Source organism: Streptomyces sp. NPDC039480 (assembly GCF_055597165.1).
Window position 1 is genome coordinate 127,609 of sequence record NZ_JBVITX010000012.1, and the last position, 23,201, is coordinate 150,809.

Genomic DNA, 23,201 nt, shown 5'->3' on the forward strand with positions numbered 1-23,201 from the left:
GCGCTCAGCTCCCCGTGCGGCGTACGAGGCAGCCGACGGTCCGCAGCAGGATGCACAGGTCCTGCCAGAACGACCAGCTGTCGATGTAGGCGTTGTCGAAGCGGCACCGGTCCTCGATGGAGGTGTCGCCGCGCAGGCCGTGGATCTGGGCCAGGCCTGTGATGCCGGTCGGCATGCGGTGCCGGTGGGCGTAGTCGGGGTAGGTCTGGCTGAACTGCGCGACGAAGAACGGCCGTTCGGGGCGCGGCCCGACGAGACTCATGTCACCCCTGAGCACGTTCCACAGCTGGGGCAGCTCGTCCAGCGAGGTGCCGCGCAGGAACCGGCAGAACGCGCTCATGCGGTGCTCGTCGGCGACGCTCCACCGGGTCGCCGCCTCCTGCTGGTCGGCGGGGCGGTGGGTGCGGAACTTCAACAGGGTGAACAGCCGCCCGTCCTTGCCGACGCGCTCCTGCCGGAAGATCACGCCGGGGCCCTCCACGGCCCGCAGCACCAGGGCGCAGACCGCGAGGACCGGCGCGGCCGCGAGCAGCAGGACGCCCGAGACCGCGATGTCCAGCAGCCGCTTGCCGATGCCGACCCCCGGCGACCCGGCGGACGTCAGGGGGCGGCAGGCGAACCCGGCCACGTACTGCCGGGGCCCGTCCGGCCCGTGCCCGGCGCCCGAGCAGTGCGGGTCGAGCTCCCACAGGTCGCAGCCCAGGTGGTGCAGTGTCGGCAGCCGGCCGGTGAGCCCGGTGCCCTGGCCGGCGAGGAGGAACACGGCCCGGACGTCGTTCTGGATCACCGCCCGGTGGAGTTCGTCCTCCGTGCAGAGCACCGGCAGCTCGGGCCCGGGATCCGCCGCCGTATCGGCACCGCCGTCGTCGTCCTGCGGTGGCGGGTCCGCCGCCTCGCTCACGATGCCGACGGGCCGCACACCGCAGCCGGGGCGCCGCAGCAGCGCCGCGGCCACCCCGCGCGCCTGGTCGCCGGGCCCGACCACCAGGGCCGGGCTCGGCCTGCGCAGGGTGGCGGTCCGCCGGTGCCGGTGGGCGAGCGCGCGCCCGCAGCAGCTCAGCAGGGCCTGCGCCGCCGCCATGCCGAGCAGCGTGCGGAGGGGGAGCGGCTGCGACCAGGGCAGCGCGGGGGCGAGGACCGCGGTGAGGGACCAGGCGAGGGCGATCCGCCCGGTGAGCGACGGCACCTGGCCGAGCGTGTCGGGGAGCGCGGCGTACTCGTACAGGCGCCCCCGCGCGTTCAGGACCAGCACACCCGCCAGGAGCAGGGGGGCCAGTACGGCCTGGTGCCGCGGGTCGTCGAGCAGCAGCAGGCCGAGGAGGGCCGCCACGCAGTCGGCGGCCACCAGGGCGGCGGCCGAGCGCCGGGTGCGGGCCGGCCGCCGTGCCCACGCCCCGGCGCGGCGGGCCGTCGCCTCGCGTGGCGCGACGACGAAGGTGCCGGGCGGGGCCTGGGTGTCCTGCCGTGGCTGAGCCGATGAGGAGGCAACGGTCCGTTCGGCACTCACGTGGTGGTGCACTCCCTGCGTTCGGTGGGCGCCGTGCCCAGAAGCTCGCCGTACACCGCGTCGATCGCGGCCGCGGCACGCCGTGCGTCGTGGTGGTCCAGTACGTGCAGGCGGCCCCGCCGCCCCAGCGCGTCACGCAGTTCTCCGTCCCGCAGCAGCGCGATCAGCGCGCGTGCCAGTGCCTCGGGGTCCTCCGGCGGTACGAGGGCGTGCGGGCGGTGGTCGCGCGGCAGGCTCTCCCTGGCCCCGTCCACGTCGGTGACCACGACAGGACGGCCGCAGGCCATGGCTTCGAGCGGGGCCAGCGCCATGCCTTCCCAGCGGGACGGCAGGACGACGACATCGGCCGCCCGGTACCAGGGCGCCGCGTCGGCCGCCGCCCCGACGAACGCCACCCGCGGCCCGGCCCGCTCCCGCAGCCGCGCCGCGTCCGGCCCGTCCCCGACCAGGACGAGCCGGGCCTCGGGCACCCGCGCGGCCACCGCGGGCCAGGCCCGCAGCAGCACGTCCTGCCCCTTCTGCAGGCAGAGCCGCCCGACGCACACCACGAGGGGGACGCGCGCGGGACCCTGTCCGTCGGGCGCGAACCGGGTGGTGTCCACGCCGTTGGGAATCACCGAGCAGACCCCGCCGACACCGGCCCGGCGGCCGGTGGCCCGCTCGGCCTCGCTGACGCAGACGGTGCGCGTCGTCCAGCGGGCCGCGTGGCGTTCCCAGAGCCGGGCAAGCAGTGCGGTGGGGCCGCCGACCGCCTCGAAGGACCAGGCGTGCGGCTGGAACACCGTGGGGACGCTGCCGCGCAGCGCGAGACGCGCGGCGAGTCCGGCCTTGGCGCTGTGCGCGTGGACGAGCGAGGGAGCCGCCGTGTCGATGACGCGCTTGAGGTCCCGCGTCTCGGCGCGGAGGCGGGGGCCGGGGGAGCGGGTCGCCTCCCAGGGGTGGACGCGGATGCCGGCGGCGCTCAACGCCCGGGGCAGGAAACCCTCCTGGGGACAGGCCACGTGGACGTCCGTACCGGCCGCGGCCTGCGCGGTGGCCAGGTCGACGACGACCCGTGCCACGCCGCCGTCCACCGGCTGGCTGATGTGCAGGACCGTTGCGGCTTCCCTCAGCACTCCTGAGTGACGCATGACGGCGTTGGCCTTCCGAGTGTGAGAACTCTGAACCACAGCGGACATGGGGTGAGGCGCGGTGAATGTACGAATCTGAACGCGTATGGGTGGAATGCCCCAAAGAGAAGCGCAACTCTAGCCGCTGAAGCGATCCGCTCCGTCAACCTCGGTACGTGTGTCGGATTCGTGAAGAGAGGCGCGGAGGCAATGAATCGCGCCGCGTATCACCCGTCTGGGCGCACAACTCGGCGTCGAGGTCGGCAGTTGATCCCTCCAGACGGGCATCCCGCCCGTACGTCGCATCATCACCAAGGAGCAGCACCCCATGTCGCGTACCACCAAGGCATTCGCCCTGTCCGCCGTCGCCGCCGCAGCCGTGGCCGGATCCGCGGGTGTCGCTGCCGCCGACAGCGGCGCGCAGGGCGCCGCCACCAACTCCCCCGGCGTCATCTCGGGCAACACCGCGCAGGTGCCGGTCCACGTTCCCGTCAACGTCTGCGGCAACAGCATCAACGTCATCGGTCTGCTGAACCCGGCGTTCGGCAACCAGTGCGCCAACGACTGACGCACCGTCTGATCTGAGCGGCCGTCCCCACGGAAGCGGGGGGCGGCCGTTCCGCATGTCCGCCCGGTCTCCACCGCCCGCCGCGCGGTGGTGACGGCCGTGCCCCGAATGGAGTGTGCGCCCGCCCGCCGCCGACCGGCCGTCGCTTCCGCCCCCCACCTGCGGGGATGCCCGCACGCACCGGGAAAGGCCAGGTCGTCGCGCAGTCGCTCGGTTGCGGGCGGCGCGCCGCGCTCCCACGGTGATCACAAGATCCGACGCATCACCGGAAGGGAAAAACCTATGCGCGCTCTGCCCGTACGGCGCCTCGCGACCACCACCCTGTGCGTGACGCTGCTTCTCGGCACGGCCGGTCCGGCCTTCGCCTCCCAGGGCGACGCCGCCGGCGAACCGCTGAAGGCCGCCTCGGTCGAGGACCCGAAGGGCGTGCTCGGCATCTCGGCCGAGGAACCGCCGAAGGACCCGCTCGGGTCGCTCCCGCAGCTTCTCACCGGCCTGATCGGCAGCCTCACCTCCCTGCTGGGCGGCGCCCAGCCCAAGGCGCCCGCCGACCCCCTCACGCAGACCCCGTCGCTCACGCAGACCCCGTCGCTCCCGCAGACCTCGTCGCTCCCGCAGACCCCGGCGCTCCCTGCGGTCTGAGCAGTCCTTTCTTTCCGGCGTTTCCGTACCGTCCCGCGCTCGTTAGTCCTGGCGAAAAGAGACGACAGGCAACGATGCCTGAATGGTGCTCGCCAAAGGCGACACGCGTCGCCAAAGAAAGGAACATGATGAAGGCCCTGAAGGCTGCCGCTGTCCTTGCCGGTTCGCTCGCCGCCGCCGGCTCCGCCGCGCCCGCGGTCGCCGACAGCCTGACGCCCACCAGCCTGAACGGCGGGCTCGAAGCCATCACCAGCCAGAACCTGCTCGACACCAAGCCGGTGGGCACGAACATCCTCGACACCGAGAACAAGGGCTCCGTCATCAACACGGTCAAGGACACCGCGGAAGGCCTGAACTCCGCCGGTGGCCCCACGGAACTCCTCGGCGGACTTCCGCTCGGCAAGTAAGCGCCCGTGATTACCGCGCCGGGCAGCGGAATTGGCTCCACAGGGTGAAGTAATTCCCCCGGACGGCGCGCTCGCCGTCCGAGGCCGCGCAAGGGCCGGTCACCTCTTCCACGGACCGGCCCTTCGGCGCGTCACCGGAGCCGACCGGGTGACCCCATCGTGTGATGGCCGGCCCCGGTTGGGCCACATGGGTGACAACCGGACCGGTCCCGTCCGGCCGCGTCTATACGGTTCCCCCCATGACCTCAACATCCAGCGAACAGCGCCCCTTTAAAGAGACTGACCTGGGAACCCTGGCTGTTCTCGCCTGGAGCGGCGCGCACCCCGAGGAAGAGAAGGACATGCCCTTCCTGCTGGCCTACTCCCTCGGTGACACGGAGGGCGGCCCGGAGGCCACCGCCGAAGCGATGCGCACCGTCCTCGACGAGGCGGGCCTGCCCATCGGCGGCCCTCTCCTCGACGGGGCGCGCAACCCCTCCCTGCCGGTGAGCCTGCTCGTCGAGGGCGACCAGGCCGTCGTCAACATGCCCCACCTGAACGCGCAGTGCGCGGTGCCGCCGGAGTGGCTCGCCGCCGTCAAACAGCGTGGCCACGCCTACTTCCTCGCCACCACGCGCGCGTGGCCGGAGGCCAAGCCCGGCGAGCCCGTCCCGGAAGACCGCCTCCGCGAGTTCGCCGGCGCCGAGGAGACCCTGATCAACGCCACGCACTGCCTGCTGCCCGCGCGCAGCCTGCGCTGATGCGCCACACCACCGAACTGCCGCCCCGGGTACCGCCGCAGGCCGTCGGCGGACCCGGTACGGGCCCCACCACCACGCCCGCACCGGACGGCGCCCCCGAGCAGCGGGGCGGCCGACGGCTCGGCCTGCTCCTGGTGATCACCGGCGCGGCGGGGCTCCTGGCGGCGTGGGTCATCACCCTCGACAAGCTCAGGCTCCTCGCGGACCCGGACTTCGTCCCCGGGTGCAGCCTCAACCCCGTGGTCGCCTGCGGCAACATCATGAAGAGCGAGCAGGCGGCGGCCTTCGGCTTCCCCAACCCGCTGCTCGGCCTCGTCGCGTACGCCGTCGTGATCTGTGTCGGCGCCGGTCTGATCGGCGGCGCCCGCCACCCCCGCTGGTACTGGCTGACCTGCCACGCGGGCACCGCGTTCGGCGTCGCGTTCTGCGGCTGGCTGCAATTCCAGTCCCTCTACCGCATCAATTCCCTCTGCCTGTGGTGCTGCCTCGCCTGGGCCGCCACCATCGTCATGTTCTGGTACGTGACAGCGCACAACGTACGCTCCGGATTCCTCCCCGCCCCCCGCGCTCTGCGCGCCTTTCTGGAGGAATTCACCTGGGTGCTTCCCGCCGCGCACATGGGCGTCGTCGGAATGCTGATCCTGACGCGCTGGTGGGATTTCTGGACCAGCTGAAAATCCGGTGGGACCGCACGGCGAAAGGACGGACCGAGCCCGATGGAGAAGAACCCGGCCGACCGGGTGACCCGCCGTCACCTCATCGGAGCCGCTGCCGCGGCGCTCCTCGGCGCCGCGGGCGTCGTCCGGGCCCTGCCGGACGAACCCGTACTGGACCCGCCCGTACCGGACCCGCCCGCCCTGGACCCGCCCGCACCGGGTCCGGCCGCCGCGCCCGCGGACCCGCCGTTCGACGAGACGTACCAGGGCCGTCGCATCCAGGGGGAACCGATGGCGCAGCAGGCCGGGCACGGCTCCGCGGGCTGGCACGTCACCGTCGACGGACGGCGGCTCGCGCTGATGCGCCGCGCGGACGGCAGCTATCTGAGCATGGTCGACCACTACGGGTCGTACGCGACGCCGCTGGCCGCGGCCCGAGGAGCCGTCGACGAACTCGGCCCCCTCCAGGCCCTGAGCGGCCGCGGCCACTGACCCGGCCACGCGGCCCCCGAACGCCGAAGGGACGGGCATGGCCCCCACGCGCAAGAACCAGCGGAGCCTCAGCCGGCCGGAGCGGCGCCGCTTCGTCGACGCGGTGCTGAAGCTCAAACGCCGGGGCGAGTACGACGAATTCGTCCGCACGCACATCGACTTCTATGTGTCGGACGGCGAGCAGCGACTCCGCGTCGCCCACATGACCCCCTCGTTCTTCCCCTGGCACCGCCGCTTCCTGCTCGACTTCGAGCGGGCCCTGCAGCGCGTCGACTCCGGCGTCACCGTGCCCTACTGGGACTGGACGAAGGACCGCGGCCCGGCCGCGTCGCTCTGGGGCGCGGAGCTGATGGGCGGGAACGGACGGCGCGGCGACCGGCAGGTCATGACAGGCCCGTTCGCGTACCGGCACGGGGCCTGGACCATCAAGGAAGGGGTCACCGACGGGGATTTCCTCACGCGTGACCTCGGGCGCCCCAAGGACCCGATCGACCTGCCCACGGCGCGGGACGTGGCGCGCGCCCTGGCCGACCCCCGCTACGACGTGCCGCCGTGGAACTCCACGTCACCGGAGGGCTTCCGCAACAAACTGGAGGGCTGGACGTCCGCGAGCGGCGCGGAGCGGTGGCAGAACCACAACCGTGTTCACCGCTGGGTCGGCGGCCACATGCTGGGCGGGGCATCGGTCAACGACCCGGTCTTCTGGCTCAACCACGCCTTCGTGGACCTGCTCTGGGACCGGTGGCGGCGCCGGCACCCGGACTCCGCCCCCTACCTGCCGGAGCGGCCGCCGGGCCCCGGCTCGTCCCAGCACGAGCGCATCGTCGCCCGCGACGAGCCGATGCCGCCCTGGGACGTCACACCGGGCGAACTGCTCGGGCACAAGGGGCTTTACACGTACGCCTAAGGAAGCATCGGGGAGCAGCGAGGGAGCATGGGGAAGCCCCCGGCGGAACGCGCGGCGGGGGCTTCGTCGGGGTGGGGTCAGCCGCCGTAGCCGGAGTGGCCGCCGCCGTTGTGACCGCCACCATTGTGACCGCCGCCGTTGTGGTGACCGCCGTTGTGGTGACCGCCGTTGTGGTGGCCGCCCTTGTGGCCGCCGTTGTTCACGCAGGGGTTGCCGAAGGCGGGGTTCAGCAGGCCGATGACGTCGACGGTGTTGCCGCACACGTTCACCGGGATGTTGACCGGGACCTGCAGCAGATTGCCCGAGAGCACACCGGGGGAACCGACGGCGGCACCCGACGCGCCGGCGTCCGCCAGAGCCATACCGGCGCCGCCGACGACGACCGCTCCGGTGGTGAGGGTGACAGCGGCTGCCTTCGCGATGCGAGACATCACGTTCTCCTTTGATTTGGATAGAGCGGCTGCCCACACGCAACCGCCTATTGTCCAACTGCTTTCGTCAAGGCGAGGTCACGGTGCGAGAGCACGGCATGACCATGCGGGATGAATGCATCGTTTTAGCGAAATTCCGTGGCGATAAGTGGGACAAGTAGGCCGGCCGGGTGGCGACGGTACGCGGCCGGGCGCGCCCCGCGTACACAGGGCCGCGAATGCGCTTCCTGAGTGAGGCCTCGGCCGGACCCGTGACTTTCGGGAGCCCGAGGCGGTTCTGAAAACATGACTTCAGCACGACGACTCATCACCGCCGTCTCGCTGGCCGCCGGCGCAGTGGCCCTGGCCACCCCGGCAGCCCAGGCGTCCGCCCCCACGCAGGACACGGGAAGGATGGAGGTGCTCGACACCATCGACGGCCTCGGCAAGACCGGCATGCCCGCGGACCAGGCGGCCCGGATGCCGCACCTCAAGGACCAGCTGGTCGGCCTCAACAACCTGAACGAGCTGAACCAGCTGCGCCAGATCACCGACCTGGTGGCCCCCCTGACGAACCTCGTTCCCGGCATCCAGTAGGCCTCCGGTGCTCGCCGGTTGGAGAAGCCGCCGGTCAGAGGAGTCGCAGGTCAGAGAAGCCGCACTCCGCGCTCGGCCAGATAACTGACCGGATCGATGTCCGAACCGTATTCACGGCGGGCCCGTATCTCCAGGTGGAGGTGCGGGCCCGTGGCACGTCCGGTGGCCCCGCTCAGGCCGAGGAGGGCCCCGGCCTCGACGCTCTGTTCCTCGCGGACCGAGATGCTCGACAGGTGGGCGACGAGGGCGTAGTGGCCGTCCGGCATCCGCACCGTCACGGCGTTGCCGTACGCACCGGACCACCGGGCGACGAGGACCGCGCCCGCGCCCACGGCGTAGACCGGCGTCCCCTCCGGCACGGCGAGGTCGATGCCCGTGTGGTGGCCGGCGAGCCAGTCGCCGCGGATTCCGTAGGCCGCGGAGACCCGGAAGCCGGTGCGCAGCGGCATCGCGTACTGCCCGGGTGGCCCGTCCGGGATCCTGAGCGTCTCGCCCGCGCCGAGCCGGTCGTCCGCCTCGGCCAGAGCCGCCTCGAACTCGGCGTCGTAGGCACCGGTACAGACGTGGTCCGGCAGGGAGTGATCTGACAGGGAGTGATCTGACGGGGAGGGGTCTGACGGCGAGGGGTCCGACGGGGAGCGGTCCGACCGGGCGGCTGCGCGGGACGCTGTCAGCGGCAGCGCGCCGCCGGCCAGCAGCGCCGCGGCGACCCCCAGAGCGCGACGCCGCGTGGTGACCCCTTTTGCCGCACTGGCTATGTCCTGTTCCATGTCCGACAGCTCACCGGTGCCCGGCCCGCCCCGCATCTCGGGTGAGCCGCCCGGCGTATGCCGCCCTGTTCTAGGCCGTCGGAGGGAAGACCTCTTCGTCCGCGCCGTGTTCCGCGGGCGGCGGCCAGTGGGGGCGGGCGGGCTCCGGGAGGGAGCGCAGGGCCTGGCCGACCGAGGTGTGGGACGAGAACAGGGCGGTGCTCCCGCTGTGTTCGAGCAGCGTGGCGAGGCGGCGGCCCACGCCCGCCAGCATCAGGTCACCGGCCCGCCGCCGCAGGAGCCAGTGCAGGGCGAGCAGGCAGTTCAGGCCGCGGGAGTCGCAGAACGTCAGCGCCGTCACATCGAGGACGATGTGACGCCGGCCCGCGTCGACCGCACCGGCCAGGGTGTCCATGAAGAACTTCTCGGACGCCTGGTCGAGTTCGCCGCTGAGCCGCAGCACGGCGCAGAGGTCGGAGTGGGCGAGGCCCGCGATGGACAAACGGTGGGACGCCATGCCCATCACACCTCCAGGTTCGTCGACGATCCGGGATCGACGTGTACAGGATCGACGTATACAGGATCGGCAGAGAGACGTCAGCCCACCGGGGCCAAGTCACAGCTGACCCCGGCGCCGAAAGCCGACCACTCGAATCGGACAATTCACCCGTCCGTCCGGCGCTGGGTCCCGCCCTGAACGTATGACCGCCGCTTACGTTGGTGCCCCTCGGCCCTCCTCCCGACGACTCCAGGCCGACGACATCAGGAGCGCGCGTGAAGATCGATTGCGTCGGTGGCGGGCCCGCCTCCCTGTACCTGGCCATCCTCGCCAAACTCCAGGACCCGGCCCACGAGATCACGGTCCACGAGCGGCACCCGGCCGGTGCCCGTTTCGGCTGGGGTGTCACCTACTGGCCGGATCTCCTGGCGGACCTGTACGCCCACGACCCCGAGTCCGCCCGGCTCATCGAGGAGCAGTCGGTGCGCTGGCAGGGTGGGTTCGCCTATGTGGGCGACCGGACCACGGCCCACGACGGCGACCCCGGGCACGCCATCGCCCGGCACCGGCTGCGGACCGTCCTCGCCGACCGGGCCGAGTCACTGGGCGTACGTCTGGAGTACGGCCGTGAGATCGGCGGCCGCGCGGACCTCCCCGACGCGCACCTCGTCGTCGCGGGCGACGGGGCGCGCAGCAGACTCCGCGCGGCCCACGCGGACCGGCTCGGCATGCGCGTGACCACGGGCGCCAACCGCTTCATCTGGCTCGGCACGACCCGCGTCTTCACCGCGTTCACCTTCGCGTTCGTCGAGACCGACCACGGCTGGATCTGGTGTTACGCGTACGGGTTCAGCGCCGGGCACAGCACCTGTGTCGTCGAGTGCTCCGCCACGACCTGGGCGGGCCTCGGATTCGACCGGCTCGGTCACGACGAGGCCCTGCGCCTGCTGGAGAAGCTCTTCGCCGACCTGCTCGAAGGCCATGAACTGCTCGGCCGCAGGGACATCGAGAGCCCCGCACAGTGGCAGGCCTTCCCCACCGTCACCAACGCGTCCTGGTCGCACGACGGCCTCGTGCTGATCGGCGACGCCGCCCACACGACGCACTACTCCATCGGGGCAGGCACCACCCTCGCGCTCCGCGACGCGATGGGCCTCGCCCGTGCCCTGCGGACCGTCACCGCGCCTGCGGAGCTCCCGGCCGCACTCGCCGCGTACGAAAGGGAACGCAAGCAGGCCCTGCTCTCGGTGCAGAGCGCCGCGCGGCACAGCGCCCAGTGGTACGAGAACCTGCCCCGCTACATGGGTCTGGAGCCGCACCAGATGTTCGCGCTGCTCGGCCAGCGCCACTCGCCGCTCCTGCCCCATGTGCCGCCGCAGCTCTACTTCCACCTGGACCAGGCCGTCGGCCGCCTCCACGCCCTGCGCTGGCTCAAGCAGCGCCTCGGTCCGCGCCTCGCCCGTACGCTGCAGAGCCGCCGCGGCCGGGAGGGGAACGGCTCCTAGGAGGCGTGCTGCCTGCGGGCCAGGCGGGTGAGCGTACGGACCAGGCCGCCCGGGCCGCTCTCGTGCGCGGGGAGCGTGTCGCCGTCGGGGGAGTCGTCGTCGGGGGAGACGACGCCGACGACCGCGTCCGCCCCGTGCACGACCAGCTCGCTGGGCAGGCCGAGACCGCGCGCCCGGTGGACGACCGCGGCTGCGTCCCCGGGGAGGCAGGCGCCGAGGTCGATGACCAGCACGTCCGGGAGCAGCACCCGGGCCCGGGCGAGGGCCAGCGAGCTGTCATCGGTGTGGGACAGGACGCACACCTCGGGGATGCTCTCGATCCGGGCGATCAGAGCCTTCTCGTTCTCCCGCCCGACCAGCACCAGCACGGTAAGCACGTCCCCATCCTCCTCCGGACGCCCGCCGGTGTCCTGAGCGGGCCGCCGAAGGAGGGGGTGGGGTCAGTGTCCGGTGGTGGCGGCTTCCGTGCTCGTCCGCACGGACTTCAGGCCGGTGTCGACCACGGACAGGGCGATCTTGCCCGCGTCCATCACCTGCTGGCCCTTCTCGACGGGGTCCATCAGGGTCTCGCCGACGGCCCGGCCGATATTGCCCTGGCCCTCTTCGGGCGCGGACGCGGCGGCGTGGGCGTGGGCGGGGGCGGCCGCGGCGACGGCGGCGGCGGCCAGGGTCAGAGCGGTGAGCATGCGCTTCGGGTTGTTCATGGTCTTTCAAACGGCGAAGAGCGCGGGAAGGGTGCGCCGACACCGCCGGTAATCCGGGCAATTCCACCGTCCGAGCGATGCGGACAGAGCAATGCACGGGGAGCAACGCACGGAGCAGTGCATGCGTCAGAAGTGCAGCATCGACATCAGCTCGGGGCTGCGCAGGCCGGTCGACATCTCCGGGAGGTGTTGGCCCGGCCGTATCCAGCCCGCGTGCTCGGCGGCGGTGACGGCGGCCGCCTCCGCCCGGTCCGCCGCGGCGTTCAGCGCCTCGTCCGCGCCGAGGGCGTCCCGGCCCGCCGCGGCCGCCGCGGCCTGCGACGCCTCGAGCGCGGCACGGTACGCGGCGACGGCGGGCCCGCTCTCAGCGTCGTGCGCCTGCCCCAGCTGGGCGGCCTGCGCGGCGGCGGCCGCGGCGTTGCGCGCGCAGCGGGAGTCCGCCGCCGGGTCGGGGGCGGACTCGGCGAGCACGGCGAGGGCCTGGACACAGACGCGGGCCGCGTGGGCGGCCTTCCAGGAGGTGTTCTGCTCGGCGCCGTGCCGCTCGATGTGGTGGCAGACCGCCGCGGCGCGGACGGCGGCGCTCTTGGCGCGGGCGGCGTGACCTGCGCGGAGGGCCGCGTCGGGGTCCGGCTCGGGGCGTGCCTCGGGGGTCGCTTTCGCGTCGTGGGCGCGGTCGCTCATGGTCATCTCCTCGTCCGCGGGACGTGCCGGTGCCGGTACCCGTGCCGTGCCCGGCAGGGTGACAGCTGCGGCTTCAACAGGCCAGGGGCTCGGACAGGTCAGACGAGGATTCCCAGGGCCGCGTCCAGCGACCACGTCTGCCAGCTCCACGTGAAGAAGGCGACCAGCGAGGCCAGCGCCATCATGAGGTTCTGACCCTGCTCGGCCCAGTCGTGGATCATCAGGACGAGGTAGACGAGGTTGAGGACGAGGCCGCAGATGAGGGCGACCGGGGTGAGGAATCCGAGGATCAGACCGAGTCCGAGGGCCAGTTCGGCGTAGGCGACGACGTACGCCATCACGCGCGGCCGGGGCTTCACCACGACGTCGAATCCCCGGCGCACGGCGGGCCAGCGGTGTTTCTCGGCGATGCCCGCGGCCCACTCGATGCCGCCGCCGCCGAACCACTGCTTCTTGTCCTTGTGGCGCCAGCTCTCCAGCCACCACAGGCCGATGCCGATCCGGAGTACGGCCACCCACTCGGCTCCACCGAGCCAGATCGTCTGCATCGCGCGTCCTCCCCAAGCCAACCTGACGGGGCGTCAGTTCAGCGGATCGGGCCGTGCCGCGCAAGGGGTCGAGTTGCGGGCGGGCGCTTGCCGTCGCCCGGGTGAGGCCATAACCTCGATCCGATGGAATCTGATGGATCGTCAGATATGGGTCGGTGAAACCGGCAGGCAGCGGCAGCGGTAGGGGGCACAACAGTGGTCAGCAGCGAGGTCGGCACCAAGGAACTCCCTCGGGTCATCAGCGTGGACGACCACGTGATCGAGCCCGCGCACCTCTTCGAGAAGTGGCTCCCGGCCAAGTACCGCGACCGGGGCCCGAAGCCCTTCACCGCGGGCATCGGCGAACTGGAGTACATCGGCGGCAAGTACAGGTTCACGACCGACCCGGCGGGCCAGATCACCGACTGGTGGGAGTACGAGGGCAACATCTTCCCGTACAAGCGCATCATCGCCGCCGTCGGCTTCTCGCGCGACGAGATGACGCTCGACGGCATCACCCGCGAGCAGATGCGCCGCGGCTGCTGGGATCCGAAGGCCCGCCTGGCCGACATGGACGTCAACCACGTCGAGGCGTCCCTCTGCTTCCCGACCTTCCCCCGCTTCTGCGGGCAGACCTTCTCGGAGGCCAAGGACAAGGAGGTCGGCCTCGCCTGCGTCCGGGCGTACAACGACTGGATGGTGGAGGAGTGGTGCGGCGACAGCGGCGGCCGGCTGATCCCGCTCTGTCTGATCCCGCTCTGGGACGTGAACCTCGCCGTCGCCGAGATCCGGCGCAACGCCGCCCGCGGGGTGCGGGCCGTCACCTTCAGCGAGATCCCGACGTACCTGGGGCTGCCGTCGATCCACTCCGGGTACTGGGACCCGTTCTTCGCGGCGTGCGAGGAGACGGGGACCGTCGTGAACATGCACATCGGCTCGTCGTCGCAGATGCCGGCCGCGTCCCCGGACGCGCCGCCCGCGGTCCAGGCGTCGCTCTCCTTCAACAACGCGATGGCGTCGATGATGGACTTCCTCTTCAGCGGTGTCCTGGTGAAGTTCCCGCGGCTGAAACTCGCGTACAGCGAGGGGCAGATGGGCTGGATTCCGTACGCCCTGGAGCGCGCCGACGACGTGTGGGAGGAGCACCGGGCCTGGGGCGGCGTGAAGGACCTGATCCCGGAGCCGCCCTCCACGTACTACTACCGGCAGATCTTCTGCTGCTTCTTCCGCGACAAGCACGGCATCGAGGCGATCGAGACCGTCGGCGTCGACAACGCCACCTTCGAGACCGACTACCCGCACGTCGACTCGACCTGGCCGCACACCAAGGAGGTCGCGGCCGACCACGTCGGGCACCTGCCGGCGGAGATCCAGTACAAGCTGCTGCGCGGGAACGCGATCCGCATGCTGGACCTGCCGTTCGACAGGACCGGCCGGTAGGCGGCCGGCGGCGGGCCGATACGGTTCATCCGACCCCCGACGGAGAGGCGATCGGATGAGCACCCCCCGGATCAGCACCAGCGGGATCGGCAGCCCCGGGACCAGCACCACCCTTTCGGAGACGCTGGTCACGCTCGGCCGCCGGTACGTGCGTGACGCCCCCGGCACCCTCGGCAAGGCGGCGCTGGCCGCCCGCTTCCTGAATCCGCGCCTGCGGGAGAGCCCTCGCCGCCGGGTCGTCGCCGACCGGTACGGCCACCGGTTCGCCGTCGACACCCAGGACCTCATCCAGCGTTACGTGTACCTCTTCGGGGCCTGGGAGCCGCACATGACGCGGTGGCTGCGCGGGCGCCTCGGCGCCGGGGACGTGTTCGTCGACGTCGGGGCGAACGTGGGTTACTTCGCCGTCCTCGGCTCGGGGCTCGTCGGACCCGAGGGGCGGGTCGTGGCGATCGAGGCCTCGCCCGAGTTCCATCGGCGCGTCCTGCGGAACGCCGAACTGAACGGATGCTCCAACATCCGTGCGGTCAACGCGGCCGTGTCGGACGAGCACAAGCGGCTCACGTTCATCCTCGCCAGCTCGAACAACATGGGCGCGAACAGCATCGTCCCGTACGACGGGCCCGCCGAGTCCACCTTCGACGCGGACGCGACGCCGCTGCCCGAGCTCCTGGAGCCCGACGAGCTCGCCCGCGCGCGCGTGATCAAGATCGATGTGGAGGGGGCGGAAGGCGGCGTCATCAGGGGCCTCGCCCCGGCCCTCGGCCGTCTCCGGCCCGACGTGGAGATCGCCGTGGAGGTGACCCCCGACCGCATGACGCAACTCGGGGACGACGTCGACGAATTGCTGGACACCCTGCGGAAGGCGGGGTTCCACTCCTACCGGCTGGTCAACGAGTACGCGCCCGAGAGCTACCCCGGCGCGATCCGGCGCCCCGCGCCACCGGTGCGGTGGCGCGGGCCGGTGGTCGGCGAGACCGAGCTGGTCTTCTCACGGGTCGACGCGGAGACACTGGAGTGAGCAGGGAGGGCTGAGGACCGAGGAGTGAGCAGGGACGGCTGAGGGCCGAGGGTGGTCCGGGCTTTCAGCCGGTGCCCGGCCGGAAGTGCCAGCCCAGGTCCGCGAGCGCCCTCGCCCTGGCCTCCACCACCGCCATCCGCGCCGCCCGCTCACCCGTGTCGACGTGCGCGCTCTGGCCGGTCGCCTGGCCCTCCCACTTGCGGTAGAGCAGGCCCACCTCCGACGAGAACCAGCCGCGTGCCACGGAGTCGAGCGCCAGCAGGAGCCCCGTGTCCTCGGACGCGGGCAGCGCCATCCAGCCGCCCAGGGCGAGGAGCAGGTCACGGCGGACGAAGAGCGTCGCCGGGTGGACCGGCGCGCGGTAGTCGTGGCGCGCCCAGTGGTCGAGGACCGTCCCGCGCTCGACGGGCCCGTGCTCCGGATCGCCGGGAAAACCGGCCGTGGAGCCGTCGGGCAGCAGGTCGAGCGCCCGTGAGGTGGCCCACCCGATGGTCGGGTCGCCTTCGAGCGCCGCGAGATCGCGGGCCAGCGCACCGGGAGTGAGCTGGTCGTCGGCGTCCAGGATCTTCACGTACGCGCCGTCGGCGCGCGCGAGCGCCATGGTGCGCGCGACCCCCGGGCCGCCGGGCCGTCCCTGGCGGAACGACACCCGCTCGTCGGCCGGGACGTGCGGCGCGACCCGGTCGCTCGTGCCGTCCTCCTGGATGAGCCAGCGCCACTCCCAGCCCTGCGGGAGCTCCTGCCGGCGGAGCGACTCGTACGCGTCCGCGAGGAAGGGCGCCGAGGGCGCGTGGACTGCTGTGACGACGATGATCCGCCTGCGCACGGCACTCACCACCTTTCCTGGGCCCACACCCTATGACTCCGAAAGAGGAGTTGACGAGAACACCAGGAAGTTTCGGTACGAAACGATCTCGCGGCTAAAAACCTGAACGGGCGACGGCGCATCGCCCGGGGCGCCGAATAGCGCCGGACAATGGAAGGGCCCGACCGCTGGCGACGGGGGATGCACCAGCGATCGGGCTCTGCTTACAACAGTAACAAGGCTTAATGCGCGACGGGAGTCAACTCTGCCTTTTGACCATGGAGTTGTGATCGGGATCACGTGGCGGCGGCCGGCTGTTACTCGTCGCACGGCGGGTCGTACGAGAGGCGGGGAAGATACTCATCCCATTTATCCCGCGTCAGAACACCCCGTGTGGTCGAGCAAATACGGCTGACGGCTTCGTCGGTGTCCAGGTCCCACAGCCGGACCGTATCCGTACCGCTCGACACCCCGAGCATGTGGCTCTGCGGGCTGAACGCCAGGAAGGTGCCGGTCTTGGCGTTGGGGCTCATCGACTGGCCGATGGGGGAGACGTCCGCCGGATCGCCGACGTCCCAGAGCCGGACCGTGTTGTCGTTGCTGCCGGTCGCCAGGGTGTGGCCGTCCTTGCTGAACGTCAGGGACACGATCGCGTCGGTGTGTCCCGTCAGGGTCGCGTCGAGGCGGGGCTTCGCGCGGCGGTCCGCGACGTTCCAGAGCCGGACCGTTCCGTCGTCGCTGCCCGCGGCCAGCGTGCGGCCGTCCGGGCTGTAGGCGATCTCGTTGACCGGCCCCAGATGCCCCTTCAGGGGCGCGCCGAGCTGCTTGACGTGGCGCGGGTCGGTCACGTTCCAGAGCCGGACGGTGGCGTCCGCGCTGCCGCTGACGAGCGTGCGGCCGTCGTTGCTGAAGTCGAGGGAGTTGACGTACCCCTGATGGCCGGTGAGCGGCGGACCGAGCCTGCGCAGCCGGTCCGGCGAGCTGACGTCCCACAGCTGGATGGTGCGGTCCGTGTCCGCGCTCGCGAGGACGCGCCCGTCCGGGCTGAAGGCGAGCGCGGCGGCGAACCGGGTCCGCAGCTTGACGGGCGGGCCGTACGCGACGGCCTTCCCGGGATCGGAGACGTTCCACAGCTGCACCGCGCGATTGCCCGTGAGCACCGCGAGCGTACGGCCGTCGGGCGAGAACATCGGCGAACGGACGAGCCCCTCCGCGGGCCGGAACGGCTTGCCCAGCGCCACCGGCCGCTCGGGACGCCGCACGTTCCACAGCCGGACCTTCTCGTCCCCCGCCGCCGTCGCGAGCACCTGCCCGTCCGGCCGGAACGACCCGATACGGCCGAGCATGTCCGCCGTCGAGATCGACCAGAGGCGCACCTTGTTGTCGCCCGTGCCGGTGGCGAGGGTCCGCCCGTCGGGGCTGAACCCGAGGGCGTACATCTCCCCGCTGCTGCCCGCGAGGGGCTCGCCGACCTGCGACGGATGCGCCGGATCGCGGACGTTCCACAGGCTCGCCGTGCTGTCCGCGCTGGCGGCCGCGAGCATCGTGCCCGCCGGGTTGAACGCCACGGACCACAGCGGGCCGGTGTGGCCGGTCAGCGGCGTGCCGAGCGGCTTTCCGCGGCGGGGGTTCCTGACGTCCCAGAGGCGGATCGTGTTGTCCGAGCCGCCGCTGGCGAGCGTGGCGCCGTCGGGGCTGAAGGCGACGGAGTGCGTCGTGCTGGTGTGCCCGCGCAGCACCTTGCCGATCGGCTCGGGGCGGCGCCGGTCGGCGGTGTCCCACAGCCTGATCGGGCCGTTGTCGCCACCGGCCGCCAGCGTCCGCCCGTCGGGGCTGAACGCCACGGACCGCACGGCCGCGGTGTGACCGGTCAGCTTGGCGAGCGCCTTCGGCCTGGCCGGCCGCGCCACGTCCCACAGGCGTACGGCATGGTCCTCGTTGGCGGAGGCCAGCGTGCGCCCGTCCGGGCTGAAGGCGAGCAGATAGATCGTGCCGCCGTGCCCGGTCAACGGCGCGCCCAGCGGCCGCGGCCGGCTCGGGTCCCGCACGTCCCACAGCCTGATCGTGCCGTCGTCCGAAGCGCTGGCGAGAGTCTTGCCGTCCGGGCTGAAGACCGCGGTGCTCACCCAGCTCTTGTGACCGGTGAGGGGCTTGCCCAGCGGCTCGGCGTGCGTCGGGTCCGACACGTCCCACAGGCGTACGGTCCGGTCGTAGCTGGCGGTGGCCAGAACGTGCCCGTTCGGGCTGAACGAGGTGAGGTACACGGCACCCTTGTGACCCAGGAGCGGCGTGGCCAGCGGCGCGTTCACGATCGAGATCAGCCGGTTCCGTACGCCCTCGTCGCCGGGCCGCAGCCGGTGCGCCACCAGGTCGAGCTGCGCGGACAGCGACGGATCCGTGTGCTGGGCCCGGTCGGCCTCGGCGACGACCTGCTGGAACACCGCGTCGTCCCGCTGCTGCCGCGCGACCACCGCCGACACGACGGCCACCATCGCCAGCACGACGAGGACCGCCACCGCGCCACGGCTCAGCCAGACGAAGCGCCTGCGCAGCCGGCCCGAAGCGGCCAGGAACTCCACCGCGCCCCGGGTCAGATACGTGTCACCCGCGCTCTTCGCCCAGGCGCTCGCCTGTTCGAGCCGGGAGCCCCGGTAGAGCAGCGACGAGTCGCGCCCGGAGTCCTCCCAGGCCTTCCCGTCCTCCTCCAGGCGCTGGCGCAGCAGATGGTCGCTGCGGTCCTCGTCGATCCAGTCCCGCAGCCGCGGCCAGGCGTGCAGCAGCGCCTCGTGCGTGATCTCCACGGTCTCCGCGTCGAGGGTCACCAGACGGGCTTGGACCAGCGCTTCGAGCGATTCCTCCGTCTTGTGGGGATCCGTCGACTCCTCCGCCAACTGCCGGCGCGTCCCTCTTCTCCGGGTCGCCTGGGTGTCCTCGCCGAGCCGGACGAGGCGGAGCAGCAACAATCGCGCGGCCGTACGGGCGGCCGGGTCGAGGCCGGACCAGGCCCGCTCGGCGGTCGCCGCCACCGCGCCCTGGATGCCGCCCGCCGCGCGGTAGCCGGCCAGGGTGAGCCGCCCCGTCTTCCGCCGCTGCCAGGTGGCGAGCAGCGCGTGGGAGAGCAGCGGCAGCACTCCCGCGTCGTGCGCCCCGCGCGGCCCGTCCGTACTCACCTCACGAATGATCAGCTCCGCGAGCCCGGGTTCGAGTTCCAGCCCGACGGCCTTGGCCGGCCCGGTCACCGCCTTGCGCAGCTCACCGGTGGTCAGCGGCCCGAGCACCATGTGCCGGTGCTGGAGGGCGTCGGCCAGCTCGGGGTAGCCGAGGCACTCCTCGTAGAAGTCGGCGCGTATGCCGAGGACGACGAGGGCGGGGGCGGGGCCGGGGCCGCCTTCGCCGCCTTCGCCGCTCTTGTCCGGACTACAGGCGGCATGCAGCAGCTGGATGAAGGCGCGCCGCTCCGACTCGTCGGGGCAGAGGGTGAAGGTCTCTTCGAACTGGTCGACGATGATGATGGGGCGGGTGGTCGGTGGGGGGAGGTCAGGGCCGGCCGGATCCACCGGATCCACCGGGTCCGCTTGCCCCTCAGGGGCTGTGCGTTCCCCCGGGGCGGCGACGGACTCCCGTACAGACTCCTGTACGGAATCCCGTACGGACTCACGTACGGACTCACGTACAGACTCCTGTACGGATCGCACGAATTCGGGCGAAACGACCTCGTCGGCCGCGCCCTCCTCCGGGACGGCGCGCGCGAGCTCGGGTATCTGGCGGAGCAACTCGGCGAGAGGCTCGCTGCCCGGTACGAGCTGGAGGACGGGACCGGTGACGCGGCCGCCCTCCTCGTCGAGCGCGCCGTTGCGCAGGGTGGGCACCAGGCCGGCGTTCAAGAGGGAGGACTTCCCCGCGCCGGACGCGCCCACGAGCATGACCAGGCCGCCGGTCGCCTCCGCCGCGCGGAGCTGGGAGACGAGGGCCTCCGTGCTCCGCTCCCGGCCGAAGAACCACTGGGCGTCCTGCTGACGGTACGAAGCGAGTCCCCGGTACGGGCAGACGCTGGGGGCGGCAGGGTCCTCGGCGGCGCCCGGCGGCTCCGCGCCCTCCTCGGCCCCGGGGGCCCGGTCGCCGACGGGGTCGGCCACCGCGCGCTCCCACAGCCGGTGCCACTGGGCCATGTCGTACAGACCGGCGGAGACGGGCGCGGGCCGTTCGCGACGGGCCTCGGGGATCAGGACATGCAGTACGGCCGCGAGTGCGGCGAACTGGGCCGGCACGTTCTTCGCCCGCCGCCAGTCGCTGATCCGCTGGGCGGACACCCGTACGGGCCGCCCCCGCTCGTCGACGCGCTGGAGCCTGACGACCGCTTCGGCCACACGCTTGAGGGGCGGGTTACCGGCTTCCTTGTACAGCAGCGCGAGACGTTCCGCGAAGCTTGTGCGTGCCCCTGAGTCGGAACTCAAGGCCTCCACCCCTTACTTCCGCCGCGCCTGGACATCCGGACCGGAAAACTCACTTTATACGGCTGACCTGCGCGGAAGGCGTCCGGACGAGGGTGCGCCCTCCTCCCGGAGACCGGTAACTGGCAGGATTTCGTCGCAGTAGCGAACCAACCACGCAGCGTCCTGGCAGGTCACCGGCGCAGTGCTCGCGGAGGCGGCTCACGCCACCGATGGTTCTGAGCCTGGCTTGCGTCACAGTGACGACAGGCTCGTCGCGTGGCCCGAGAGATCAGTGCAGTCGGTCATATACGGACCGCGTTCACATTGAAGGCGTTTCCGGACTTTCCCTGATCCGCGCCGATACGGAGTTCCATCACGGTCGGCGTTGTACGCGTCGATCGGTGCCGGTCCCCACGAGGGGAGGGACCGGCGCCGGTCCGACGCACTGCTGCTCATAGAAGACTCCACAGCGAAGCCCGTCATGCCACCCACGGCGTGACGGGCTTACACGCATTGGCCGCGGCGGCACCCGCTCCCCCCCCTGAACCTCCCCACCGCACACCCAAAAATCTATGTCGGCTGGAGTAGACATTGGGTGCTGGTGTGGTTATGGTTTCTCTCGTACCCCAGAGAGACCGCAGGGCCCGGCAGAGACGAACTGCCGGGCAGCAGTACCCCGCAGTACCCGCAGTAGCAGTACGCAGGACGGTGCGGTGGTGGAGTTTCGAAGCCAGGGTTGTTGCAGGACGGCGACGGGACTGACGACCGGACCGGGTGGCTCGCAGTGATCAGGGGCCGCCATGAGCAGAACAGCAGTACCGCAGTAGCAGTACCCGCAAGAAAAACAAGAAGTACAAGCACTACAAGCAGTAATTGATCACCGAGGAAATACGGAGGAACAAGACGCCATCAGGATCGCCCAGGCAGAAGTCCTGAGCCTGGGTACCGCAGGACATCGATAGTGAGGTGGTCTCCGGTCAAGCAACCGCGATCCCCGCACCCCCGACAGCATTCAGGTCGGGCCTGCGGACGCATAAGGCCGACGCGGTATCAAGGTCGGCAGATGGTGTAGCAATTCCTTCGGGGCCCTGGTGCCGCACGGCACCAGGGCCCCTCCACGTATTAGTGCTCTATTCACTCATCAGGCAGCCGGGGCAGGGCGCGGGCTGCCGTGGAAGACCTGGCTGGTGTGCCAGGAGCGGTGGACCGTGGCGACTGGGCGGGCGCCCGGCTGAGGTCCGAGGAGCGGTCGGCCGGCGAGGGCGATGACCTGCTCGCGGGCGGCGGGGCTGTGCCCGACGAAGCGCTGGGAGACCAGGACGCGGTGGCCGTCGCCGACACCGAGGACGCCCTTGTCGAAGAGTTTGTGGTGCAGCGAGCACAGGCACAGTCCGTTGTCGACGTCGTCCGGACCGTCGAACGCCCACCACCGCACATGCGCCGCCTCCAACCCGACCGGAACCGCGCCGATCCTGCCGTCGTACCCGCAGAAGGCGCACCGGTACTCGTACGCAGTCAGCACCCGCTCCCGCATCCGCGGATCCCGCCGCCTGCGTACGACGGCCGAGATCTCCCCGGTCTCCACCGGCTCCAGCTCCAGGCCGGCGGACTCGCACAGGTCGCCGTGGAGCGAAGGCGGGAAGTGCAGGTCGAGCAGGACCCGCGCCATCCGGCCGAGCAGCGCCGGTTCACGCCGCAGCGCCGCCCGCAGCTCCGGCGCCAGCCGCCCCGCGGCCCCCGCGGCCCGCAACTCCCGCACACCGCTGCCGGGGCTGCCCGGCCCCCGATCGGTCCGCACCTCCCACACACCGTCGCTCACCAGGTGATGGAACGGATAGGCCGGAGTAGTCCGGTTCGGCGGACCGTACTCGGCCAACAGCCGCTGCAGATCCTCCTCCACAGCGCTGTACCGCAGCTCGCCGCCGGCATCCTGCTGAAACCGACCAAGGGCATACAGCAACAACAACGGCTTGTGCGGAGCACGAACCCCACTCCTACTCCACTGCCTCAACTCCGCGACCCGCTCCAGCCAGTCCATGACCGGCGATCGTAACCGCGCCTCGCCGAACAGCGATCTGTGCATGTGGGGGAGCCTGATACGAGCGGTCATCTCGCTGGTTCGGAGGCTGAGGTGTGACGCAAATCCCGCCCCTCCGACAGCTGAAACACTAAGTCAGGGGCCTGATCTGCAATCCGGGACGGCCCCCTGAGTGGTTACCGGGGGATCGCTCTGGACGCTGTCGGCGGGGTCTGGGTTGGCCGCTGGAGGTAGGCCATCTCCCAGATTTCTCCCAGCGTTGGGGGCCGAGTCCGGGGAAGGCACCTGAGACGCGTTGCGGAAGCAGGTTCCCGTGACCCGCTGTAGCGATCAGGCTTGCGTCATGGTGCGGTCGGGTCGGTCCTTGACGCACTGACCGACCATGGCTGGATCCGTGACGTTGACCAACGGCCAGGCTCCACCGTCACGGACCCTGCCTTCACCTGCAGCGTCTCGCTGGAGCTGCTGCCGCCGCTCGTCCAGGATGCCGACCCGCGCCCAGGCTTGATGGGCTGATGCGGCAGCTTCAGTACCAGCGTCCCTCCACGAGCTGGTCGCTGCGTTCTCCTCCTCGATCGCATCACCGGCCCTGATTCCCCGCCCGTGAGGATGAAGGAGTGATCACGGACTGCGCGATCGAGTGGGACATCTCGGTCATCGAGCCGAGACACAGAAGGATCGGTTTCGGCTGGTAGCCGACAGCGCGAGGCGTGACTCCGAGCCGTTTGGTGATTTCGGCACCACTCCCAATACAGCGCTGG

Annotated in this window: 23 protein-coding genes; 11 read left to right on the top strand and 12 right to left on the bottom strand. The window is 71.4% G+C overall.

The window, feature by feature from the left end; translation table 11 throughout:
- Window positions 1-4: 4 nt before the first annotated feature.
- Both ACZ56E_RS32110 and ACZ56E_RS32115 read right to left on the bottom strand, forming a co-directional pair.
- Window positions 5-1,507, bottom strand: coding sequence for an exopolysaccharide biosynthesis polyprenyl glycosylphosphotransferase (locus tag ACZ56E_RS32110; protein WP_471219556.1), 1,503 nt, complete (start codon window positions 1,505-1,507; stop codon window positions 5-7).
- Entirely contained in the window at window positions 1,504-2,637 is a 1,134-nt protein-coding gene (locus tag ACZ56E_RS32115; protein ID WP_471219558.1) for a glycosyltransferase, read from the bottom strand. The genes ACZ56E_RS32110 and ACZ56E_RS32115 overlap by 4 nt, the downstream gene beginning before the upstream one ends.
- A 307-nt stretch (window positions 2,638-2,944) precedes the next feature.
- Here ACZ56E_RS32115 and ACZ56E_RS32120 point away from each other — a divergent pair, with 307 nt between their 5' ends.
- The 7 genes from ACZ56E_RS32120 to ACZ56E_RS32150 all read left to right on the top strand — a co-directional run bounded on the left by ACZ56E_RS32120 (window position 2,945) and on the right by ACZ56E_RS32150 (window position 7,028).
- Window positions 2,945-3,184: a chaplin gene (locus tag ACZ56E_RS32120; protein ID WP_471219560.1), complete on the top strand. Its 240-nt coding sequence runs from the start codon at window positions 2,945-2,947 to the stop codon at window positions 3,182-3,184.
- A gap of 282 nt (window positions 3,185-3,466) precedes the next feature.
- Entirely contained in the window at window positions 3,467-3,826 is a 360-nt protein-coding gene (locus ACZ56E_RS32125) for a hypothetical protein (protein WP_471219564.1), read from the top strand.
- 128 nt (window positions 3,827-3,954) lie between these two features.
- Window positions 3,955-4,233 carry a hypothetical protein gene (locus tag ACZ56E_RS32130; RefSeq protein ID WP_471219838.1) on the top strand — a complete coding sequence of 93 codons (279 nt, stop codon included), beginning with the start codon at window positions 3,955-3,957 and terminating at the stop codon, window positions 4,231-4,233.
- Window positions 4,234-4,472: 239 nt separating this feature from the next.
- On the top strand, window positions 4,473-4,973 hold the full coding sequence (locus ACZ56E_RS32135; protein ID WP_471219567.1) for a DUF5949 family protein: 501 nt from the start codon (window positions 4,473-4,475) through the stop codon (window positions 4,971-4,973).
- Window positions 4,973-5,647 (top strand): vitamin K epoxide reductase family protein, encoded by a 675-nt coding sequence (locus tag ACZ56E_RS32140; RefSeq protein ID WP_471219569.1) that lies wholly within the window; start codon window positions 4,973-4,975, stop codon window positions 5,645-5,647. The genes ACZ56E_RS32135 and ACZ56E_RS32140 overlap by 1 nt, the downstream gene beginning before the upstream one ends.
- Before the next feature lie 42 nt (window positions 5,648-5,689).
- Window positions 5,690-6,121, top strand: a complete 432-nt coding sequence (locus ACZ56E_RS32145) for a tyrosinase cofactor (protein ID WP_468608253.1) — start codon at window positions 5,690-5,692, stop codon at window positions 6,119-6,121.
- A 37-nt stretch (window positions 6,122-6,158) separates the two neighbouring features.
- The gene (locus ACZ56E_RS32150) at window positions 6,159-7,028 is read left to right on the top strand and encodes a tyrosinase family protein (protein ID WP_471219572.1); all 870 of its coding nucleotides are present in this window, start codon (window positions 6,159-6,161) and stop codon (window positions 7,026-7,028) included.
- A 77-nt stretch (window positions 7,029-7,105) separates the two neighbouring features.
- Here the strand turns inward: ACZ56E_RS32150 and ACZ56E_RS32155 are convergent, their stop codons facing one another.
- The gene (locus ACZ56E_RS32155; protein WP_471219574.1) at window positions 7,106-7,459 is read right to left on the bottom strand and encodes a chaplin; all 354 of its coding nucleotides are present in this window, start codon (window positions 7,457-7,459) and stop codon (window positions 7,106-7,108) included.
- Window positions 7,460-7,744: 285 nt separating this feature from the next.
- Here ACZ56E_RS32155 and ACZ56E_RS32160 point away from each other — a divergent pair, with 285 nt between their 5' ends.
- Window positions 7,745-8,035, top strand: a complete 291-nt coding sequence (locus ACZ56E_RS32160) for a hypothetical protein (protein WP_468608259.1) — start codon at window positions 7,745-7,747, stop codon at window positions 8,033-8,035.
- A 50-nt stretch (window positions 8,036-8,085) separates the two neighbouring features.
- On the opposite strand, the gene ACZ56E_RS32165 is transcribed toward ACZ56E_RS32160, so the two are convergent.
- Together ACZ56E_RS32165 and ACZ56E_RS32170 are read right to left on the bottom strand one after the other, a co-directional pair.
- The gene (locus tag ACZ56E_RS32165; RefSeq protein WP_471219577.1) at window positions 8,086-8,805 is read right to left on the bottom strand and encodes a M23 family metallopeptidase; all 720 of its coding nucleotides are present in this window, start codon (window positions 8,803-8,805) and stop codon (window positions 8,086-8,088) included.
- Between the two features lie 70 nt (window positions 8,806-8,875).
- Complete coding sequence (locus tag ACZ56E_RS32170; RefSeq protein ID WP_471219579.1) at window positions 8,876-9,301, bottom strand: STAS domain-containing protein; 426 nt, start codon at window positions 9,299-9,301, stop codon at window positions 8,876-8,878.
- A gap of 257 nt (window positions 9,302-9,558) precedes the next feature.
- On the opposite strand from ACZ56E_RS32170, the gene ACZ56E_RS32175 reads away from it, so the two are divergent.
- Window positions 9,559-10,788 (top strand): FAD-dependent monooxygenase, encoded by a 1,230-nt coding sequence (locus ACZ56E_RS32175; RefSeq protein WP_471219582.1) that lies wholly within the window; start codon window positions 9,559-9,561, stop codon window positions 10,786-10,788.
- Here the strand turns inward: ACZ56E_RS32175 and ACZ56E_RS32180 are convergent.
- The 4 genes from ACZ56E_RS32180 to ACZ56E_RS32195 form a co-directional block, all read right to left on the bottom strand.
- Window positions 10,785-11,165, bottom strand: a complete 381-nt coding sequence (locus ACZ56E_RS32180) for a hypothetical protein (protein ID WP_471219584.1) — start codon at window positions 11,163-11,165, stop codon at window positions 10,785-10,787. The genes ACZ56E_RS32175 and ACZ56E_RS32180 overlap by 4 nt on opposite strands.
- A gap of 63 nt (window positions 11,166-11,228) precedes the next feature.
- Window positions 11,229-11,492: a hypothetical protein gene (locus tag ACZ56E_RS32185; RefSeq protein ID WP_471219586.1), complete on the bottom strand. Its 264-nt coding sequence runs from the start codon at window positions 11,490-11,492 to the stop codon at window positions 11,229-11,231.
- 126 nt (window positions 11,493-11,618) lie between these two features.
- The gene (locus tag ACZ56E_RS32190) at window positions 11,619-12,176 is read right to left on the bottom strand and encodes a hypothetical protein (RefSeq protein ID WP_471219588.1); all 558 of its coding nucleotides are present in this window, start codon (window positions 12,174-12,176) and stop codon (window positions 11,619-11,621) included.
- A 98-nt stretch (window positions 12,177-12,274) separates the two neighbouring features.
- Complete coding sequence (locus ACZ56E_RS32195) at window positions 12,275-12,724, bottom strand: DoxX family membrane protein (protein ID WP_468608272.1); 450 nt, start codon at window positions 12,722-12,724, stop codon at window positions 12,275-12,277.
- Between the two features lie 195 nt (window positions 12,725-12,919).
- Here ACZ56E_RS32195 and ACZ56E_RS32200 point away from each other — a divergent pair, with 195 nt between their 5' ends.
- Entirely contained in the window at window positions 12,920-14,143 is a 1,224-nt protein-coding gene (locus tag ACZ56E_RS32200) for an amidohydrolase family protein (protein ID WP_471219590.1), read from the top strand.
- Between the two features lie 55 nt (window positions 14,144-14,198).
- Entirely contained in the window at window positions 14,199-15,164 is a 966-nt protein-coding gene (locus ACZ56E_RS32205) for an FkbM family methyltransferase (protein WP_471219592.1), read from the top strand.
- Between the two features lie 64 nt (window positions 15,165-15,228).
- Here the strand turns inward: ACZ56E_RS32205 and ACZ56E_RS32210 are convergent, their stop codons facing one another.
- The 3 genes from ACZ56E_RS32210 to ACZ56E_RS32220 form a co-directional block, all read right to left on the bottom strand.
- Entirely contained in the window at window positions 15,229-15,990 is a 762-nt protein-coding gene (locus ACZ56E_RS32210; RefSeq protein WP_471219594.1) for a glycosyltransferase family 2 protein, read from the bottom strand.
- Window positions 15,991-16,286: 296 nt separating this feature from the next.
- The gene (locus tag ACZ56E_RS32215; RefSeq protein WP_471219596.1) at window positions 16,287-20,432 is read right to left on the bottom strand and encodes an NACHT and WD repeat domain-containing protein; all 4,146 of its coding nucleotides are present in this window, start codon (window positions 20,430-20,432) and stop codon (window positions 16,287-16,289) included.
- A gap of 1,111 nt (window positions 20,433-21,543) precedes the next feature.
- Window positions 21,544-22,440, bottom strand: a complete 897-nt coding sequence (locus ACZ56E_RS32220) for a phosphorothioated DNA-binding restriction endonuclease (RefSeq protein WP_471219598.1) — start codon at window positions 22,438-22,440, stop codon at window positions 21,544-21,546.
- Between the last annotated feature and the right edge of the window lie 761 nt (window positions 22,441-23,201).

Coding starts and splice junctions, on each gene's coding strand:
- ACZ56E_RS32115 (WP_471219558.1), bottom strand. CDS start 2,637: ATGCGTCACTCAGGAGTGCTGAGGGAAGCCGCAACGGTCCTGCACATC.
- ACZ56E_RS32120 (WP_471219560.1), top strand. CDS start 2,945: ATGTCGCGTACCACCAAGGCATTCGCCCTGTCCGCCGTCGCCGCCGCA.
- ACZ56E_RS32125 (WP_471219564.1), top strand. CDS start 3,467: ATGCGCGCTCTGCCCGTACGGCGCCTCGCGACCACCACCCTGTGCGTG.
- ACZ56E_RS32130 (WP_471219838.1), top strand. CDS start 3,955: ATGAAGGCCCTGAAGGCTGCCGCTGTCCTTGCCGGTTCGCTCGCCGCC.
- ACZ56E_RS32135 (WP_471219567.1), top strand. CDS start 4,473: ATGACCTCAACATCCAGCGAACAGCGCCCCTTTAAAGAGACTGACCTG.
- ACZ56E_RS32140 (WP_471219569.1), top strand. CDS start 4,973: ATGCGCCACACCACCGAACTGCCGCCCCGGGTACCGCCGCAGGCCGTC.
- ACZ56E_RS32145 (WP_468608253.1), top strand. CDS start 5,690: ATGGAGAAGAACCCGGCCGACCGGGTGACCCGCCGTCACCTCATCGGA.
- ACZ56E_RS32150 (WP_471219572.1), top strand. CDS start 6,159: ATGGCCCCCACGCGCAAGAACCAGCGGAGCCTCAGCCGGCCGGAGCGG.
- ACZ56E_RS32155 (WP_471219574.1), bottom strand. CDS start 7,459: ATGTCTCGCATCGCGAAGGCAGCCGCTGTCACCCTCACCACCGGAGCG.
- ACZ56E_RS32160 (WP_468608259.1), top strand. CDS start 7,745: ATGACTTCAGCACGACGACTCATCACCGCCGTCTCGCTGGCCGCCGGC.
- ACZ56E_RS32165 (WP_471219577.1), bottom strand. CDS start 8,805: ATGGAACAGGACATAGCCAGTGCGGCAAAAGGGGTCACCACGCGGCGT.
- ACZ56E_RS32170 (WP_471219579.1), bottom strand. CDS start 9,301: ATGGCGTCCCACCGTTTGTCCATCGCGGGCCTCGCCCACTCCGACCTC.
- ACZ56E_RS32185 (WP_471219586.1), bottom strand. CDS start 11,492: ATGAACAACCCGAAGCGCATGCTCACCGCTCTGACCCTGGCCGCCGCC.
- ACZ56E_RS32190 (WP_471219588.1), bottom strand. CDS start 12,176: ATGAGCGACCGCGCCCACGACGCGAAAGCGACCCCCGAGGCACGCCCC.
- ACZ56E_RS32195 (WP_468608272.1), bottom strand. CDS start 12,724: ATGCAGACGATCTGGCTCGGTGGAGCCGAGTGGGTGGCCGTACTCCGG.
- ACZ56E_RS32205 (WP_471219592.1), top strand. CDS start 14,199: ATGAGCACCCCCCGGATCAGCACCAGCGGGATCGGCAGCCCCGGGACC.
- ACZ56E_RS32220 (WP_471219598.1), bottom strand. CDS start 22,440: ATGGACTGGCTGGAGCGGGTCGCGGAGTTGAGGCAGTGGAGTAGGAGT.